The 16,037-nt window shown below is 66.0% G+C and carries 16 protein-coding genes and 1 tRNA gene; 7 read left to right on the forward strand and 10 right to left on the reverse strand.

Features of this window, described 5'->3' with window-relative positions:
• The 3 genes from B3E94_RS01020 to B3E94_RS01030 all read left to right on the forward strand — a co-directional run.
• Positions 1–629 (forward strand): ABC transporter permease (locus B3E94_RS01020; protein ID WP_286911997.1); only part of this gene is annotated, 629 nt, incomplete at its 5' end.
• 84 nt (positions 630–713) lie between these two features.
• Positions 714–1,247, forward strand: a complete 534-nt coding sequence (locus B3E94_RS01025; RefSeq protein WP_286911998.1) for a DUF3299 domain-containing protein — start codon at positions 714–716, stop codon at positions 1,245–1,247.
• A gap of 109 nt (positions 1,248–1,356) precedes the next feature.
• The gene (locus B3E94_RS01030; RefSeq protein ID WP_176518054.1) at positions 1,357–2,040 is read left to right on the forward strand and encodes an OmpW/AlkL family protein; all 684 of its coding nucleotides are present in this window, start codon (positions 1,357–1,359) and stop codon (positions 2,038–2,040) included.
• Here B3E94_RS01030 and B3E94_RS01035 read toward each other — a convergent pair.
• Positions 2,028–3,263 (reverse strand): MFS transporter, encoded by a 1,236-nt coding sequence (locus B3E94_RS01035; RefSeq protein ID WP_286911999.1) that lies wholly within the window; start codon positions 3,261–3,263, stop codon positions 2,028–2,030. The genes B3E94_RS01030 and B3E94_RS01035 overlap by 13 nt on opposite strands.
• 61 nt (positions 3,264–3,324) lie before the next feature.
• On the opposite strand from B3E94_RS01035, the gene B3E94_RS01040 reads away from it, so the two are divergent.
• Positions 3,325–3,768 carry a winged helix-turn-helix transcriptional regulator gene (locus B3E94_RS01040; protein WP_176518056.1) on the forward strand — a complete coding sequence of 148 codons (444 nt, stop codon included), beginning with the start codon at positions 3,325–3,327 and terminating at the stop codon, positions 3,766–3,768.
• Between the two features lie 22 nt (positions 3,769–3,790).
• Here B3E94_RS01040 and B3E94_RS01045 read toward each other — a convergent pair whose 3' ends face one another.
• Complete coding sequence (locus B3E94_RS01045; RefSeq protein ID WP_236238022.1) at positions 3,791–4,723, reverse strand: NAD-dependent epimerase/dehydratase family protein; 933 nt, start codon at positions 4,721–4,723, stop codon at positions 3,791–3,793.
• Positions 4,716–5,600 carry a sugar nucleotide-binding protein gene (locus tag B3E94_RS01050; RefSeq protein WP_176518058.1) on the reverse strand — a complete coding sequence of 295 codons (885 nt, stop codon included), beginning with the start codon at positions 5,598–5,600 and terminating at the stop codon, positions 4,716–4,718. The genes B3E94_RS01045 and B3E94_RS01050 overlap by 8 nt, the downstream gene beginning before the upstream one ends.
• 280 nt (positions 5,601–5,880) lie before the next feature.
• Here B3E94_RS01050 and B3E94_RS01055 point away from each other — a divergent pair, with 280 nt between their 5' ends.
• Positions 5,881–6,666 (forward strand): TSUP family transporter, encoded by a 786-nt coding sequence (locus tag B3E94_RS01055; protein ID WP_286912001.1) that lies wholly within the window; start codon positions 5,881–5,883, stop codon positions 6,664–6,666.
• 92 nt (positions 6,667–6,758) lie between these two features.
• On the opposite strand, the gene B3E94_RS01060 is transcribed toward B3E94_RS01055, so the two are convergent.
• Positions 6,759–7,568 (reverse strand): helix-turn-helix domain-containing protein, encoded by an 810-nt coding sequence (locus B3E94_RS01060; protein WP_176515279.1) that lies wholly within the window; start codon positions 7,566–7,568, stop codon positions 6,759–6,761.
• A gap of 178 nt (positions 7,569–7,746) precedes the next feature.
• On the opposite strand from B3E94_RS01060, the gene B3E94_RS01065 reads away from it, so the two are divergent.
• Positions 7,747–9,189, forward strand: a complete 1,443-nt coding sequence (locus tag B3E94_RS01065) for an alanine/glycine:cation symporter family protein (protein ID WP_286912002.1) — start codon at positions 7,747–7,749, stop codon at positions 9,187–9,189.
• Positions 9,190–9,261: 72 nt separating this feature from the next.
• Entirely contained in the window at positions 9,262–10,248 is a 987-nt protein-coding gene (locus tag B3E94_RS01070; RefSeq protein ID WP_286912003.1) for an asparaginase, read from the forward strand.
• Positions 10,249–10,254: 6 nt separating this feature from the next.
• On the opposite strand, the gene B3E94_RS01075 is transcribed toward B3E94_RS01070, so the two are convergent.
• The 6 genes from B3E94_RS01075 to B3E94_RS01100 form a co-directional block, all read right to left on the reverse strand.
• Positions 10,255–10,350: transfer RNA gene (locus B3E94_RS01075), tRNA-Sec, on the reverse strand.
• A 6-nt stretch (positions 10,351–10,356) separates the two neighbouring features.
• A complete protein-coding gene (gene selB, locus B3E94_RS01080) occupies positions 10,357–12,279 on the reverse strand; it encodes a selenocysteine-specific translation elongation factor (protein WP_286912004.1) in 1,923 nt (640 codons plus the stop codon).
• Complete coding sequence (selA, locus tag B3E94_RS01085; RefSeq protein ID WP_286912005.1) at positions 12,276–13,703, reverse strand: L-seryl-tRNA(Sec) selenium transferase; 1,428 nt, start codon at positions 13,701–13,703, stop codon at positions 12,276–12,278. Before selA ends, selB begins: the two co-directional genes overlap by 4 nt.
• A 135-nt stretch (positions 13,704–13,838) precedes the next feature.
• A complete protein-coding gene (gene fdhE / locus B3E94_RS01090; RefSeq protein ID WP_286912007.1) occupies positions 13,839–14,765 on the reverse strand; it encodes a formate dehydrogenase accessory protein FdhE in 927 nt (308 codons plus the stop codon).
• A 4-nt stretch (positions 14,766–14,769) separates the two neighbouring features.
• On the reverse strand, positions 14,770–15,426 hold the full coding sequence (locus B3E94_RS01095; protein WP_236237286.1) for a formate dehydrogenase subunit gamma: 657 nt from the start codon (positions 15,424–15,426) through the stop codon (positions 14,770–14,772).
• On the reverse strand, positions 15,423–16,037 hold a 615-nt coding region (locus B3E94_RS01100), incomplete at its 5' end, for a formate dehydrogenase N subunit beta transmembrane domain-containing protein (protein ID WP_286912008.1). The genes B3E94_RS01100 and B3E94_RS01095, both read right to left, overlap by 4 nt.

A 16,037-nucleotide genomic window follows, 5' to 3' on the forward strand; every position in this document is an offset into this window, starting at 1 on the left:
ACTGGCACAACGGCGTGCCGGCCCGCGGTGCCGGGCGCATCAGCGCCGAGCAGGCGCGGACCATGGACCTGCAACCGGCCGCCATCACCGCCTTCATGCTCGGCCTGAACAGCAAGATCGCCACCTTCAGCCTGCAGCGCGAGATCAACGAATACCGCAACGAGCCGTTGCTGGCGATCTTGCCCGGCGTGGCGCTGCAAGAGCTGTGGAGCCTGATGGGCACGGCCGAACAGGCGCTGTTCGTGGTGTCGCTGTTCGTGGTGCTGACCGGCTTGATCGGCATGCTCACGGCCATTCTCACCAGCCTCAACGAACGCCGGCGGGAGATGGCGATCCTGCGCTCGGTGGGGGCTCGCCCGTGGCACATTGCCGGGTTGCTGGTGCTCGAAGCGCTGGCACTGGCGGTGGCGGGCATCGCGGCGGGGCTGGGGTTGCTGTATGCGGGGATCGCCCTGGCCCAGGGCTATGTGCAGGCCAATTACGGCTTGTACCTGCCACTGGCCTGGCCCAGCGCGCATGAGTGGACGTTGCTGGCTATCATCCTTGGCGCAGCCCTGCTGATGGGCAGTGTGCCGGCCTGGCGCGCCTATCGGCAGTCGCTGGCCGATGGCTTGTCGATTCACCTTTGAGGGCTGGACATGATCGACAAATTCGCTGGCCTCATCGCCGGCAAGCCGGCTCCTACAAGCTCTGTGGGAGCCGGCTTGCCGGCGATGAGGCCAGCGCAGGCACTGCAAGGCCTGCTGTTTATGCTGCTGTGTATGCTGGCATTGCCACTGTGGGCGGCAGAGCCCCGCGAACTCGACTGGCCCGCGCTGATCCCGGAAGGCGCCCCCGTCATCGCGCCCCAGCTCACCCCGCTGCACGACATGTCGCAACTGAGCAATGCCCTATCTGCCGAGGCGGCGCCTCCTGCGCCCCAGCAAGCGCCCAATGCCCCGGTGGTCGAGGCGCTGGATGGCCAGCTGATCAAGCTGCCCGGCTACATCGTGCCGCTGGAAGTCAGCGAGGAAGGCCGCACCACCGAATTTCTGCTGGTGCCCTACTACGGCGCGTGCATCCACGTGCCGCCACCGCCTTCCAACCAGATCGTGCACATCTTCAGCGAAATGGGCGTGCGCGTCGAAGACCTCTACCAGCCCTACTGGATCGAAGGAAAACTGCAAGTCAAAGCCTCCACCAGCGAACTTGCCGATGCCGGCTACCAGATGGACGCCGAGAAAATATACGCGTATGAGCTGAAGTGAGAACTGATTCCAACTTGGCAATCCGCTTCTTTGAGCTGGGTCAAACTTTCTATTTATCCAGCTCCGTACCATTGGACTACTCAATTAATAACGTCCTTTGGGAGCTTCCATGAACAAGTCCTTGCTCGGCGCCTCGCTTGTGGCCCTTGCGCTCGCCGCCCCTGCCGCCCACGCCTACCAGGCCGGAGACATGATCCTGCGCGCAGGTGCCATCACCACCGCACCGAACGAGAACAGCGGCGACCTGAAGTTCGATGGCAACAAGGTGTCGGGCACCAAGGCAACCCTGGACAGCGACACCCAGCTGGGCCTGACCTTCGCCTACATGCTCACCGACCACATCGGCCTCGAGCTGCTGGCGGCCACCCCGTTCAAGCACACCGTCGGCGTGCAGGGCCTGGGCGGCGGCCTGGACGGCAAGCTGGCAGACATCAAGCAACTGCCACCGACCCTGTCCGTGCAGTACTACCCGATGGCGCCGAACTCGCGCTTCCAGCCGTATGCCGGCATCGGTATCAACTACACCATGTTCTTCGACGAAGACCTGACCAGCGCCCGCAAGCAACAGGGCTTCAGCAACCTCAAGCTGCAGGACTCGGTGGGCATCGCCGGCCAGCTGGGCATGGACTACATGCTGACCGACAATTTCCTGGTCAACGCCTCGGTCTGGTACGTCGACATCGACACCAAGGCCAGCGTCGACGGCCCGAGCGCGCTGGGCTACAGCAAGACCAAGGTCAACGTGGACGTGGACCCATGGGTCTACATGGTCGGGCTTGGCTACAAGTTCTGACCGACACACCCCAGGGCGGCTTCGGCCGCCCTTTGCTTTTGCAGCCACCCCCAGTAGCCCAGCGCCACCGCGCTGAACGCCATCCCCAGGGCACACACCGCTGCCCACCCCCAGCTGGCGTACACCCAGCTCGCCAGCACCGCCCCCACGCCGCTGCCGATCGAATAGCAGCACATGTAGGCCGCCACCAGGCGGCTGGCCATCTCGCTGCGCCCCGCCAGCAACAAGCTCTGGTTGGTGACATGCACGGCCTGCACGGCAAGGTCCAGCATCACCACCCCCAGTACCAGCGCCAGCAGCGATTGCTCGACGAAGGCCGTCGGTATCCACGACAGCGTCAACAGCGCCAGCGCCACGCCGGTGGTGCGCTCGCCCAGCCCTCGATCAGCCAGCCCGCCAGCGCGCGACGCGGCCAAGGTGCCTGCGATACCCGCCAGGCCGAACAGGCCGATCTCGGTGTGGCTGAGCACCCGCGGCGAAGCGCTCAGGGGCAGGGCCATGGCGCTCCACAGCACGCTGAAGCTGGCGAAGATCAACAGGCCAAACAGACCACGCTGGCGCAGCAGACGGTCGTGTCGATACAAGCCGAACAGCGAGCCGATCAGCTGCCAGTACCCCGTCCGATGCGCCACTGGGCGCCCGCTGGGCAGCCATCGCCAGAGCACCACCGCCATCAGCAGCAGCAATGCGGCGGCCACGAAGTAAACGCTGCGCCAACCGGCCAGGTCGGCAAGCACACCCGAGACCAGGCGCGCCAGCAGAATGCCCAACACGATGCCGCTGGTGACCGTGCCCACCGCCTGCCCTTGTTGGGCCGGGTTGGCCAGAGTGGCCGCGAGCGCGACCATCACCTGCACCATCACCGCCATCAGCCCCACCAGGGCCAGGGCGGCCAGCAGCAGTGGCCAGTCCCGCGACAGGCCGGCGGTGACCAGGGCCACGCTGGCCACCAGCAACTGCGCGAGCAACAGCTGCTTGCGATTGACCAGGTCGCCCAGGGGCACGATCAACACCAGGCCCAGGGCGTAGCCCGCCTGGGTCGCGCCCACCACCCAGCCAATCTGCCGCTGGGCCACACCCAGCTCGCTGGCGATCGACTCAAGCAATGGCTGGGCAAAATAGACTGTGGCCACTGCCATGGCACAGGTCGTGGCAAGCAGCAACGTTATCCACCGGCTCATCGAAACGACTCCTGCATTTCTGGTTTCAAAATGAAACCACATGCTGGATATCTAGCAAATGTAGTTTTAATCTGCAACCACATGTTCAAGGCAGATGATGGCGATGCTCGATGAAGTGAATGCCCAATGCCCCGTGGCCCGGGCGCTGCAAGTGCTAGGTGATCGCTGGGCGCTGATGATCCTGCGCGATGCCTTCGACGGCCTGCGCCGCTTCAGTGAATTCCAGAAGAACCTGGGGCTGGCGAAGAACATCCTCGCTTCGCGCCTGAAGCTGCTGGTGGAAAGCGGGCTGCTCGCGCTGCAGCCGGCGTCCGATGGCAGTGCCTACAAGGAATACGTGCTGACCGAGAAGGGCCGCTCGGTATTTCCGATCGTGGTGGGATTGCGCCAGTGGGGGGAACATTATCTGTTCGAGGCTGGCGAAACGCGCTCGGCGCTTGTGGATAAAACCCACGAGCGCCCGCTTGAAGCGCTGCAGGTGCGAGCGGCGGATGGCAGGGTACTGGCAGCGCAGGACTGCGTGCGCAAGGTGGTACGGCACCGCTGAAGATTGGCGGTGCCGCGCTGAATCAGGCCTTGCCGAGCAGCCGTGCCAGGCCGTCGACCATCGAGGTCGGCTCGGGGAAATCGAAGCGCGCCAGCAGGCGCTGGTTGTCTGCCCGCGAATGGCGGATGTCACCGGAACGCGCCTGGCCGTAGCTCACCGCCGGCAAGCTGCCCACCACCTGCTCCAGCGCCTTGAGCAACTGGTTCAGCGACGTCGCCTGGTTCAGGCCGATGTTCACCGCACCCTCCTCCACCTGCGGCTGCTCCAGCGCCTGCACCATCACCTGCACCAGGTCGCCCACGTAGAGGAAGTCGCGGGTCTGCTCGCCATCGCCGAATACCATGATCGGCAGCCCTTGGGTGGCGCGTTCGCTGAAGATGCTGATGACCCCGGAGTACGGCGAGGAAGGGTCCTGGCGTGGGCCGAAGATGTTGAAGAAGCGGAACACCACCGGCTCCAGGCCATGCTGGCGGCGGTAGAAGTCCAGGTACTGCTCGCTGGCCAGCTTGTCCACCGCGTAGGGGGTCAAGGGCGCCTTGGGGGTGTCTTCGGCAATCGACTGGCCTTCGCCGTTGTTGCCGTACACCGCGGCGCTCGAGGCGAACAGCACGCGGCGCAGGCCATGCACGCGCATGGCCTCGCACACGTTGAGGGTGCCGATGAAATTGCTCTGGTGGGTCTTTACCGGGTCTTCGACCGAGGCCTGGACCGAGGCCACTGCCGCCAGGTGCACGACGGCACTGCAGCCCGCCGCAGCCCGTTCGACCAGCTTGGCGTCGGCGACATCGCCTTCGATCAGCTCCAGGCGCGGGTTGCCCAGTTGCAGGTTGTCGCGCTTGCCCGTGGACAGGTCGTCGAGCACGCGCACGGCGTAGCCTTTGCCGAGCAACGCATCGCACAGGTGGGAGCCGATGAAGCCGGCGCCGCCGGTGATCAGGATGGGGGCGTCAGCCATGGCGGTAGAAACGGTCCAGTAGGGGCGGCAAACCGGCGCGCCAGGCACGCGGCTTGATGCCGAAGGTGTGAAGGATCTTCTTGCAGGCCAGCACCGCGTTCTGCGGCTCTTCGCTGGCATCGGGGCGGGCGGCGTGGGCCTGGGCGGTCGGCGCCTGCACCGCCAGCTGGCGATACTGCCCGGCCTCGGTGAGGATCGCCTGGCCCAGCGCCAGCGGCGTGGTCGCCTCGTTGCCGGCGTAATGGTAGGTGCCCCACAGCGGGGCGCTGCAGTCGAGCTGCTTGAGCACCGAGAGGATCACCCGCGCGGCATCGTCGACCGGCGTCGGGTTGCCCCGGCGGTCGTCGGCCAGCAACAGCTCCTGGGGCTGCTCGGCACGGGTCAGGAAGCGGCCCAAGGCGCCGTCGATGCTTTCGTCGAGCAGCCAGCCGAAGCGCAGCAGCACATGCTGCGGGCAGGCCGCGCGCACGCTCTGCTCGATGCGCCACAGGGCCTGGCCACGCAGGCCCAGCGGCACCGGCTCGTCCTTTTCGCTGTAGGCGGTTGCCCGCGAGCCATCGAACACCCGGTAGCTCGAAGGCTGCACCAGGGTGATCTGGTGGTGCTGGCACAGCTCCGCCAGCCGCTCGACCGCGCGCTCCTGCTGGGCCAGGCGCTGTTCGCTGACCGACTCGGCCTGGAACCAGTCGAAGTAGTAGGCCAGGTTGACCAGGGCATCGGGGCGGTGATCGTCCAGCAGCTGAGTGAGGCTGGCCGGCCCCCAGCCGTCTTCCGGCGGGCGCGGGGCCAGGAAAGTGATGTCCTCCTCGGCCCCGAGACGAATCAGCGCTTGCCCGAGGGCATTGCCACCACCCAACAGCATCAGGCGCATACGCATAGAGTCAGCAGATCCGAACAGGTTGATTGGGGGAAAGGGGCCATTTTGCGGTTTCCGGGCGGGGAAGTCCAACCCTGGGGGTTTAGGGGTGATAAGGCCCTTCTCCCACGATCAGCTGGGAATCGCCCTACATAGGAGACTGATCTTCCCTGACATCCAAGGCCAAGGAAAATCGACGTAATAAGCCGAGCTGCGGCAATAGGTCTCAGCTTTTACCTACAGACACCGAAGTACGGCGCCAATCCCTACTGTTGCTGCATCCGAGGCCGGATAAATGCTCATGGAAGTTGAAATCTCAACCCTGTTAATCCTCGCCACCATTGCCTTGCTGGCCGGCTTCTTCGATGCGATAGCTGGCGGTGGAGGTTTGGTCACCCTACCGGCCCTGTTCATTGTCGGAATTGATCCGTTAGCTGCGATGGCAACCAACAAATTTCAGGCTTCCTCAGCCAGCGTTTCGGCGGTCTTGGCATTCGCCCGCAAGCGAATGATTGATTGGCGCGCAGGTTGGCCAATGGCCGTGTTGTCATTTGTCGGCGGCGTTGCGGGCGCCCTGTCGATCAGCCTGCTCGACAGGGCCGTGCTGGAGGTTTCGGCCCCTATTCTGCTGATTGCGGTGGCTGCCTACTTTGCGCTTTGTCCCAAACTGGCAGACCACGAGCGCAAACAACGGATATCGGTCTTGTGCTTCACCCTGCTGGTTGCCCCAGCCATTGGCTTCTACGACGGCATTTTCGGCCCAGGTACCGGGTCGTTCTTCATGGTCGCCTTCACCCTGCTGCTGGGGCAGCACCTGATGCAGGCAATCTGCAGCAGCAAGCTGCTCAATGCGTCCTGCAACCTGGGTGCCCTGTCGGTTTTTGCGTTCGGCGGCGCCATCATCTGGCCCCTGGCGCTGGCCATGGCACTGTGCGCCATCATCGGTGCGCAACTCGGCGCTCGTTGCGCCCTCTACTTTGGACCGAGACTGGTCAAGCCGCTGCTCATCACCGTGTGCTGCCTGATGGCATTGAAGCTGCTGCTCGATAATGGGCATCCCGTAGGTGAATGGCTGCGTCAGCTCTGAAGCGTTGCGAGATTTTATCTTGGCCTTATCGCCGGCAAGCCGGCTCCCACAGGTGGTAGTGGGAGCCGGCTTGCCGGCGATGGGCAATACCGTCATTCGATTTCGAACAACCCATTGCTCAACGGCCCCACACTCAACCGCTCACGCACATCATCATCGATCCGCGGATCATCCGGCTGGTACAGCTTCACCTGCCGGTAGGCGTTGATGCGGTTGATCTCCTCGCCCAGGTACTCCCACACCACCCGGGTACAGGCCGGGTTGCGCCGGTCGCCGCTGGAAACCCCGGTCTTGAGGCCGTTCAAGCGGGTGATGCGGCTCTTGAAGCTGGGGATTAGGATGGTCTGGCTCATCTCGTTGAGGGTCAGCGACTCGTAGTCGATCAGGAACATCCGGTCCTGCAGCTGGAAGGCAGCGCCCAAGTAGCGGCAGCGCACCTCGGCGTGCTGGTCGGTGGCGCTGGAGCGCTCCTGGCGTTCCTGGCGCTCGAACAGGAAGCGGCCGCGTTCTTCCCGCAGGTGCACCAGCGACACCAGGATGGTGCCGGGTACCGACATGCAGTTGGAGTACTCGAAGTAGTAGCCGCAGTAGCGCGACAGGTTGCCGGCGTGTTCGTGCAACGGCCGGAACAAGTCGCTGATCGGGTCGCTGGGCTGGTCGTTCACGCTCGACACCCGTGCGCCGATCAAACGGGAGAACTGCTCGGGCGGCAGGTTCAGTTCGTAATCCTCGACGCCGAAAAAATCGCCGATGCGCTTGAGGTTGAAAGCCGTCGGGCGGCTCTGCCCGCTGAGGTACTTGTTGAACTGCGCGCGGTTGATCGACAGCTGCCGGCAAACTTCGGAAATAGAGCGGTAGTGGCTGCAGGCCAATTTCAGATTGGTAGCGAAATGATCGCTCATGCGCAAAATCCTGGTGACGCGAATGGCGCCATTCTAGCATCAAGTCGCATCAAGTCAGAGCAACCCGCGAAATTGTAACCACTCTTGTCATGGCCAACCATGCGCCCCAACGAATAGCGGTGCGCCTGCCGTCCGCTGGTCTTTCCATGCGAAGAATAAGAATCGAGGTCATTTTCCAATGCTCGAAGCACTCAACGATTTCCTCTCGGGGAAACTCCTCATCGTGCTGATCGTCGGTCTCGGCGGTTACTTCACCATCCGCTCGCGGTTCGTTCAGTTCCGCCATTTCGGCCACATGTTCGCCGTGTTCAAAGAGTCGCTGCGTGGCCAGGCAGGCCAGCTGAGCTCCTTCCAGGCCCTGATGCTGAGCCTCGCCGGCCGCGTGGGTGCCGGTAACATCGCCGGTGTCGGCATTGCCGTGACCCTGGGTGGCCCGGGTGCGGTGTTCTGGATGTGGGTCACGGCCCTGGTCGGCATGGCCAGCAGCTTCTTCGAATGCACCCTGGCCCAGGTCTACAAGCGCGCCGATGGCGATGGCCTGTACCGCGGCGGCCCGGCGTACTACATCCAGCACGGCCTCAAGCGCAAGAACATGGCGATCGTGTTCTCGATCCTGCTGCTGGTCACCTACGGCTTCGCCTTCATCGGCCTGCAGTCGTACACCGTGACCCACTCGCTGCAGAACGCCTTCGACTTCGACCCAAGCCACACCGGCATCGTGCTGGCAGTGCTGCTGGCCATCACCTTCCTCGGCGGCATCAAGCGCATCGCCGCAGTGTCGGACCTGCTGGTGCCGGTCAAGACCCTGGCCTACATCGGCGTGACCCTGTACGTGATCGGCACCCAGATCGAGCACGTGCCAGCCATGCTCGAAACCATCTTCAAGAGCGCCTTCGGCCTCGACCCAGCATTCGGCGGCCTGCTCGGCAGCGCCATCGTCATGGGCGTGAAGCGTGGCGTGTTCGCCAACGAAGCCGGCCTTGGCAGTGCACCCAACGTCGCCGCCGTGGCCGCCGTGAAGCACCCGGGTGCCCAGGGCGTGGTGCAGGCCTTCAGCGTGTTCCTCGACACCTTCGTGATCTGCACCTGCACCGCGCTGCTGATTTTGCTGTCGGGCTTCTACACCCCAGGCTTCGAAGGCGACGGCATCGTCCTGACCCAGAACTCGCTGGCCGCCGTGGTCGGTGACTGGGGCCGCCTGTTCGTCAGCGTGGCGCTGTCGCTGTTCGTGTTCACCTGCATCCTCTACAACTACTACCTGGGCGAAAACAGCCTGCAGTTCCTCAGCCGCAACCGCGTGGTGCTGATGGTGTTCCGCGGCCTGGTACTGGCGCTGGTGGTGTGGGGCTCGATGCAGGACCTGTCGACCGTGTTCGCCTTCGCCGACATCACCATGACCTGCCTGGCGTTCGTCAACCTGATCGCCCTGGCCATGCTGTTCAAGGTCGGCCTGCGGGTGATGCGCGACTACGACGACCAGCGCAAGGCAGGCGTCGCCCAGCCCGTGTTCGACTCGGCCAAGTTCACCGACCTGGACCTGGACCGCAATGCCTGGCCTGCCAATGCACAGGTTGAACCTGCCGCAGCCAACACCACTGGCCAAGCCCAGCCGCAACGCTGATATCCTGCCCTGCCCAGCCGCCCCGTCCGCGGGCGGCTGCTTCTCTTTCGCTCACCGCTACGGATGCTTTCCATGCGTGCAGTCAAGAATCTTCTCGTCCTCTACACCGGGGGCACCATCGGCATGCTCGAAACCGCCGAGGGCCTGGCGCCCGCTGGTGGTTTCGATGCGCGCATGCGCGAGCACCTGGCCCAGCTGAGCGATGCACCGAAGGTGCCGTGGACGCTGCAGGAGCTGAACCCGCTGCTGGACAGCGCCAACATGCAGCAGCACAACTGGCTGGCCATGCGCGATGCCATCGTCGCGGCGGTGGATGCCGGCCATGACGGCGTGCTGGTGCTGCATGGCACCGACAGCCTGGCGCACAGCGCGGCGGCCCTGTCGTTCCTGTTGCTGGGCCTGTCGGTGCCGGTGCTGCTGACCGGCTCGATGCTGCCGGCCGGCGCGCCGGGCAGCGATGCCTGGGGCAACCTGTGCGGCGCCCTCGGGCAGTTCGAGGCTGGCCTGGAAGAGGGCGTGCAATTGTACTTCCACGGCCAGCTGCTGCATGGCTGCCGCGCCTCGAAACTGCGCAGCGAAGCGTTTGACGCCTTCGCCGCGCTGCCGCGCCACCGAGAAGGCGAGCGCGCGAGCCAAGTGCCAGAGGCGCTGGGTTATCGCCAGCAGCGCCAGCCGGTCAACCTGGCGGTGATGCCGGTGTACCCAGGCTTGCAGGCAGCGCACCTGCGCGGCGTGCTCGACACCGGCGTGCAAGGTTTGCTGCTGGAGTGTTATGGCAGCGGCACCGGCCCCTCGGATGACCAGGCCTTGCTCGAGGTGCTGCGCGCGGCGCGTCAGCGCGGGGTGATGCTGGTTGCCATCAGCCAGTGCCCGGAAGGGTCGGTGGTGTTCGATACCTATGCGGCAGGCAATCGGCTGCGCCAGGCAGGGTTGGTCAGCGGCGGCGGCATGACCCGTGAGGCGGCCTTGGCCAAGCTGTTTGCATTGCTGGGCGCGGGGCTGGATGTCGAAACCGCAGAGCAGTGGTTTGCCCTGGATTTGTGTGGCGAACGCGCCTGACTGAAATGGCGGAAGGCAGCGGGAGTCGAACCTGCCCGGGAACGGCTGCCGTCCCCAACCGGGTTTGAAGCCCGGCCGCGCCACCGGGCGCGATTGCCTTCCTTGTACTCAGTGCCTGGCCTGCTGCTGGGCCAGTGCGCTGTCGGCACGGATGTAACGCTGATCGGCAACCCTGCGGGTCAGGCCGATGCGGTCGAAGTATTCGAGAATCTGCACACTGCGCTTGCGACCGATGCCCAACATATCGCGAAACGCCGCCACCTGCACTATCGGCGTTGCACTGGCCTGGGCCAGCAACAGCTCTGCCATGCGCTGTAGCGTCGCTTCAGGGTAGAACAGGTCGCGCACCACCTGGTGCACCAGGCCCAGCCGCGCCAGCTTGCGCAGCAACAGGCGCACATCGGCTTCGGCGCATTGTGCTTGCGCCGCCAAGGTCCTGACCCAAGGCGGATCGTATTGCCCTTCCAGCAAGCTTGGCTGCAGGCGCGCCCATAAGGCGTTGTCGGCCTCGCTCAACTGCACCTTGTGATCGGGCAGGTGCAGCCACGGCCCGCTGCTGGCGATCAGCGCTTCGCCAAGTAACTCATCGAGCAAGCTGACGAACGCCGGGCGCTCCAGTGGCAAGGCGGCAAAGCGGCGCAAGCGGTCACGGTCGGGGCCGAGCTGGTCGGGCTCCTGTTCGTGGAAACGCGCCAGATGCTCAAGCACCTGGCGCTTGAGCGCCTGCCACTGGCGGTGGGCAAACAGCAACTGGCCCTGCCGCGTGGCCACCACCAACACGCCCTCGGGCAGCTGCCAGGTGTCGCGCAGGCGATTGAACTGGCGCTCCAGGCGCTGCGGGTCGAGCCCGCCCGGCGCGTTGGCAAGCAGTGCCGGCAGGGCCTGCTCCAGCTCTTGGGCATCGCGCAGCACCTGCAACTGGCGCAGGCGTTCTTCGCTGCGGCGCTGGCGGCTCGGGGCAAAAGGGTCGAGCACCCTGCCGCCACCCAGCGTGCGCTGGGCGCGCTGGTCGCGCAGCACCAGGCGGTCGCCGTGCACCGCCTGCAGCGGCGCGTTGAGCAGCAGCTGGGCGAACATGCGCTGGCCGGCGGCCAGGGTTTCGCCTTCGAGCAACGCCACCCGGGCTGTCACATCCTGGGTGCCGAGGTGCACGTGCACGGCGCTGAAGTGTTCGAAGGCGCGCAGCTCGCTTGGCAACAGGTGCAGGTCGATATCCACGCGCACGCTGGGCGCATGCAGCCATTCGGGCACCAGCCAGTCGCCACGGTGCACCTGCTCCACCGCCAGGCGTTCGGCGGCGATGTTCAGCGCCACCCGCTGGCCGGCCTCGGCCACCAAAGCAGCCTGGTTCTGCGCATGCAGGCCACGCACCCGCACCGCCTTGCCGGCCTTGCCCAACAGTAAGGTATCGCCGGCACACACGCGCCCGGCCAGGGCCGTGCCGGTTACCACCACGCCGGCACCGGTCACTGCAAACGCGCGGTCTACCGCCAGGCGCAAGCCGCCGCGCGCGCTGCGCTGGCGAACCCGGGCCTCAGCCTCCAGCAGGGCCTGGCGCAACGCCTCGATGCCCTCCCCTGTGACACTCGACAACGCAAACTGCCGCGCCCCTGCATAGGGGCCTGGCGCCAGCAGCTCGGCCACTTGCGCCTGCACCTCGGCCAGGCGCGCCGGCGCTACCCGGTCGCACTTGCTGATGGCCACCAGCGCCTGGGGAATGCCCAGCAGCTCGATGATCGCCAGGTGCTCGCGGGTCTGCGGCATCACCCCATCGTCGGCCGCCACCACCAGCAACACCAGGTCGATGCCATGGGCACCGGCGAGCATGTTGTGGATGAAACGCTCATGGCCCGGCACATCGATGAACCCGGTCAGCGGCGCGCCTTCGCTGAGCGCGGCATAGCGGTAGCCGAGGTCGATGGTCATGCCGCGCTCACGTTCTTCCTGGCGCTGGTCGCCGGCTTGGCCGGTCAGGGCCTTGAGCAGTGCGGTCTTGCCGTGGTCGATATGGCCCGCGGTGCCCACGATCACTGCACCGGCCCCAGTTGCAGGGCCGGCAGTTGCGCCAGCCATTGGGCTTCGTCGTCGAGCTGGCGCAGGTCGAGCCACAAGGCGTCGTCATCGATGCGCCCGAGCACCGGCACCGGCAAGCCGCGCAAGGCCCGCTCCAGCACGTGCAGGCTGCGCCCGCGCAATTTCTTCGACACCTGCGGACGCAGGCACAACGCCGCGCTCGGCAGGCGCGCCACCGGCTGGCTGCCGCTGCCGATCATGCCCAGCGCAGGCTCCACGCTGACTTGCCAAGGTTCGCCAAGGTGGGCCGCGAGCTCGGGGGCCAGGCGCTCGGCCTGGGCCTGGATCTCGGCCTGGCTGCGGGTCAGCAGGCGCAGGCTGGGCAAGCGCTCGGCCAGGCGGTCGGGGTTGCGGTACAGCGCCAGCACCGCCTCGAGTGCGGCGAGGGTGATCTTGTCGACGCGCAGGGCGCGCTTGAGCGGGTTCTTCTTGATCTTGGCGATCAGCTCCTTGCGCCCGACGATGATCCCGGCTTGCGGGCCGCCGAGCAGCTTGTCGCCGCTGAAGGTGACGATGTCGGCGCCGTCGGCCAGGGCCTGGCGCACCGTCGGTTCGGCGGGCAGGCCCCAGCGGGTCAGGTCGAGCAGGCTGCCGCTGCCGAGGTCTTCGAGCAGTGGCAGCTCATGCTGGTGGGCGATGCGCGCCAGCTCGGCGGTCGCCACCTGGGTGGTGAAGCCCTGGATGCTGTAGTTGCTGCAATGCACGCGCATCAGCAGGCCGGTGCGCGGGTTGATGGCCGCTTCGTAGTCGCGGGCGTGGGTGCGGTTGGTGGTGCCGATCTCGTGCAGCTTCACGCCGGCGCGGGCCATGATGTCGGGGATGCGAAACGCCCCGCCGATCTCGATCAGCTCGCCGCGGGAGATGATGCCTTCCTTGCGCGCGCCGAGGCTGTTGAGCGCCAGCAGCACGGCGGCGGCGTTGTTGTTGACCACAGTGACGGCTTCGGCGCCGGTGAGCTCGCGGATCAGGCCTTCGATCAGGTCGTCACGGTCGCCGCGCTTGCCGGTGGCCAGGTCGAATTCCAGGTTGAGCGGGTAGCGCGCGGCGGTCTGCATGGCTTCGACGGCTTCCTCGGGCAGCAGGGCGCGGCCGAGGTTGGTGTGCAGCACGGTGCCGGTGAGGTTGAACACCCGGCGTACCTGGCTGCGTTGCTGGATGGCCAGGCGCTCGCCGGTGCGGCCCAGGAGGACTTCGGCGGCCAGTTCGGCGGCGCTGAGCTGGCCGCTGCGGGCCGGGTCGCGCAGGTCGTCGAGCAGTTGGCGCAGGGTGGCGAGCACCGCGTCGCGGCCGTGGCGGTCGATTAGCGGGAGGCAGGCCGGGTGGCGCAGCAGGGTGTCGATGGAGGGCAGGCGTGGGGTTTCGCTGGCGGGGGTTTGAGGCATGCAGTACTACCTTGGGCGGGGCCGTTGTCTGTTCTGGCCCTATCGCCGGCAAGCCGGCTCCCACGGGGATAGCACTGACCCTGTGGGAGCCGGCTTGCCGGCGATAGAGGCGACTCGGTGTTGCAGTGTAGACACTCAGCCACCACCGGGTGCGAGCATCAGGTTCGGAGCCAGGCGGTGGAAGCCCTCCTCGTCCAGGCGGATATCCAGGGCAAGGCTGGCCAGGTCATCGGCCAGCGGCTCGGCGGCGGCGTCGTTCTCCAGGTAGTTCTGTTTCAGGTAACTGTTGCACGCCGGGCAGCACTCGGCCCGCAACGGCGCCTTGCCCGGCGCATGGCGATCGTCTTCGAGGCTGGTGTAGCGCAAATCCTTGCTCGACTCGCAATACACGCACTTCACCCGCACCACATGCCATTCGCAGGCACACAGCGAACAGGCCAGGTAACGCAGGCCATTGTGCTTGCCCCGGTTGCGCACCACCCCGGCCATCGCCGGCGAGCCGCAGGCCGGGCACTGGGCCAGGCTGCCGGCGGGCTTGAGTTCGGTGGCCGGCAGCGCCAGCAGCCAGCTCGACCAGGCCGCTTGCAAGGCTGCGCCAATGAACGGCACCAGCGCCGCCGGAACCGCGTCGTACTGACCAGCCAGCAAGGCGATGCCCCAGCCCTTGCGCTGGTTGTCGTCACTTGCGCGCAGCATTTTCAGGGCCTCGCCGAGCGGGCCGTTGGGCTCATCGTCGAGGTGCCCGAGCAATGCCTGCAACCAGGCCAGCCACGCGCCTTCGCGCACCAGGCTGTCGGCCGCCAGTGGCGGCAGCCCATGACTTATGCACAGGCGCTGGCGCTCCTCGGCTACCGGCAAGGCGCCGGGCGGGTTATCCACAAGCTGCTGCTGGACGTGGCACAAGCGCGCGACCAGTTTCAGGTAGCGCACCAAGGCGTTGCCCTCGGCCAGCTGCGCCAGGCGCTCGGCGCGCAGGGTGAACAGGTTGGCGGGCGGCAGGTGCAGAAACGGCGGCATCACTGCCGACGCTTCGATCTGCCCGGGTTCGAGTATCGTGCTCAAGCGCTCATCCTTCTTTACGTCCGTGATTGCTCGGCGTCTTGTCGCCGGTCACTTCGCGGTACCACAGTTCATGGTGTTTGCGCGCCCAGGCGCGGCTGACCCAGCCATGCAGCATGGCGCCGATCGAGCCCTTGATCCAGATGCCGGCGTAGATGTGCACGATGATGCTGAGGATCAGCACGAAGCCCGCCAACGCATGGGCCAGTGCCGCCAGGCGGATCGAGCCGATGTCGAAGAAGTGGCTGAAGTACTGGCGCCAGATCACCACGCCGCTGAGCAGCAACACCAGCATGCACACCAGCAGCGTCCAGAACAGCAGCTTCTGCCCGGCGTTGTACTTGCCGATGGGGGGCACGCCGTCTTCGCGGTTGACCATCACCCGGTCGATGCGGCGCAGCCACAGGCGGTCGTTGGCGGTGATGAAGTTGGCGCGCCAGAAGCGCAGCACCAGGCCGAGGAAGAACACGAACATCGCCACGCCCATGAACGGGTGCAGGATGCGCGTCCACGGCCCGCCGCCGAACAGGTGGCTGAGCCAGAACAGCGCCGGGTGGAACAGCGCCAGCCCGGACAGCCCGGCCATGAAGAACAGGATGGCGACGATCCAGTGGTTGGTCCGCTCGTTGGCGTTGTAGCGCAGGATGGGTTTGTTGTCGTTCATGGCCGCTGCTCCCCTTGCCCGCCGGGCCGGTTCGGGTCATAGACATGGACCGACGGGTCCACCTGGTGCACGCTGTCGTCCGCAGGCGTTGGCTGCTCGTCCTCTTCCACCCGCTGCGGGCCGACGCGCACATAGTGGAAGAACCCGGCCAGCACCGCCGCACCCATGGCCAGCAGCGCCAGCGGCTTGGTGAAGCCCTTCCACAGGCCCACCAGCGGGCTGATCACCGGCTGGTCCGGCAGGCCGGCATACAGCCTGGGGGTGTCGGCATGGTGCAGCACATACATCACGTGGGTGCCGCCGACGCCGTCGGGGTCGTACAGCCCGGCGTTGTCGTAACCGCGCGACTTGAGGTCGACGATGCGCTCGGCGGCATGCACCTTCATCTCGTCCTTGCTGCCGAACACGATCGCCCCGGTCGGGCAGGTTTTCACGCAGGCCGGCTCCAGGCCCACGGTCACACGGTCGGAACACAGGGTGCACTTGTACGCCTTGTGGTCCTTCTGCGAGATGCGCGGGATGTTGAACGGGCAGCCGGTGATGCAGTAGCCGCAGCCGATGCAGTGGTCCTGGTTGAAGTCGACGATGCCGTTGGCGTGCTTGATGATCGC

Source organism: Pseudomonas sp. UBA6315 (assembly GCF_002438125.1).
GTDB classification, from domain to species: Bacteria; Pseudomonadota; Gammaproteobacteria; order Pseudomonadales; family Pseudomonadaceae; genus Aquipseudomonas; species Aquipseudomonas faucium.

Coding starts and splice junctions, on each gene's coding strand:
- B3E94_RS01060 (WP_176515279.1), bottom strand. CDS start 7,568: ATGAGCGATCATTTCGCTACCAATCTGAAATTGGCCTGCAGCCACTAC.
- B3E94_RS01055 (WP_286912001.1), top strand. CDS start 5,881: ATGGAAGTTGAAATCTCAACCCTGTTAATCCTCGCCACCATTGCCTTG.
- B3E94_RS01035 (WP_286911999.1), bottom strand. CDS start 3,263: ATGTGGTTTCATTTTGAAACCAGAAATGCAGGAGTCGTTTCGATGAGC.
- B3E94_RS01025 (WP_286911998.1), top strand. CDS start 714: ATGAGGCCAGCGCAGGCACTGCAAGGCCTGCTGTTTATGCTGCTGTGT.
- B3E94_RS01065 (WP_286912002.1), top strand. CDS start 7,747: ATGCTCGAAGCACTCAACGATTTCCTCTCGGGGAAACTCCTCATCGTG.
- B3E94_RS01070 (WP_286912003.1), top strand. CDS start 9,262: ATGCGTGCAGTCAAGAATCTTCTCGTCCTCTACACCGGGGGCACCATC.
- B3E94_RS01030 (WP_176518054.1), top strand. CDS start 1,357: ATGAACAAGTCCTTGCTCGGCGCCTCGCTTGTGGCCCTTGCGCTCGCC.
- B3E94_RS01045 (WP_236238022.1), bottom strand. CDS start 4,723: ATGGCTGACGCCCCCATCCTGATCACCGGCGGCGCCGGCTTCATCGGC.
- B3E94_RS01050 (WP_176518058.1), bottom strand. CDS start 5,600: ATGCGTATGCGCCTGATGCTGTTGGGTGGTGGCAATGCCCTCGGGCAA.
- B3E94_RS01040 (WP_176518056.1), top strand. CDS start 3,325: ATGCTCGATGAAGTGAATGCCCAATGCCCCGTGGCCCGGGCGCTGCAA.
- B3E94_RS01095 (WP_236237286.1), bottom strand. CDS start 15,426: ATGAACGACAACAAACCCATCCTGCGCTACAACGCCAACGAGCGGACC.
- selA (WP_286912005.1), bottom strand. CDS start 13,703: ATGCCTCAAACCCCCGCCAGCGAAACCCCACGCCTGCCCTCCATCGAC.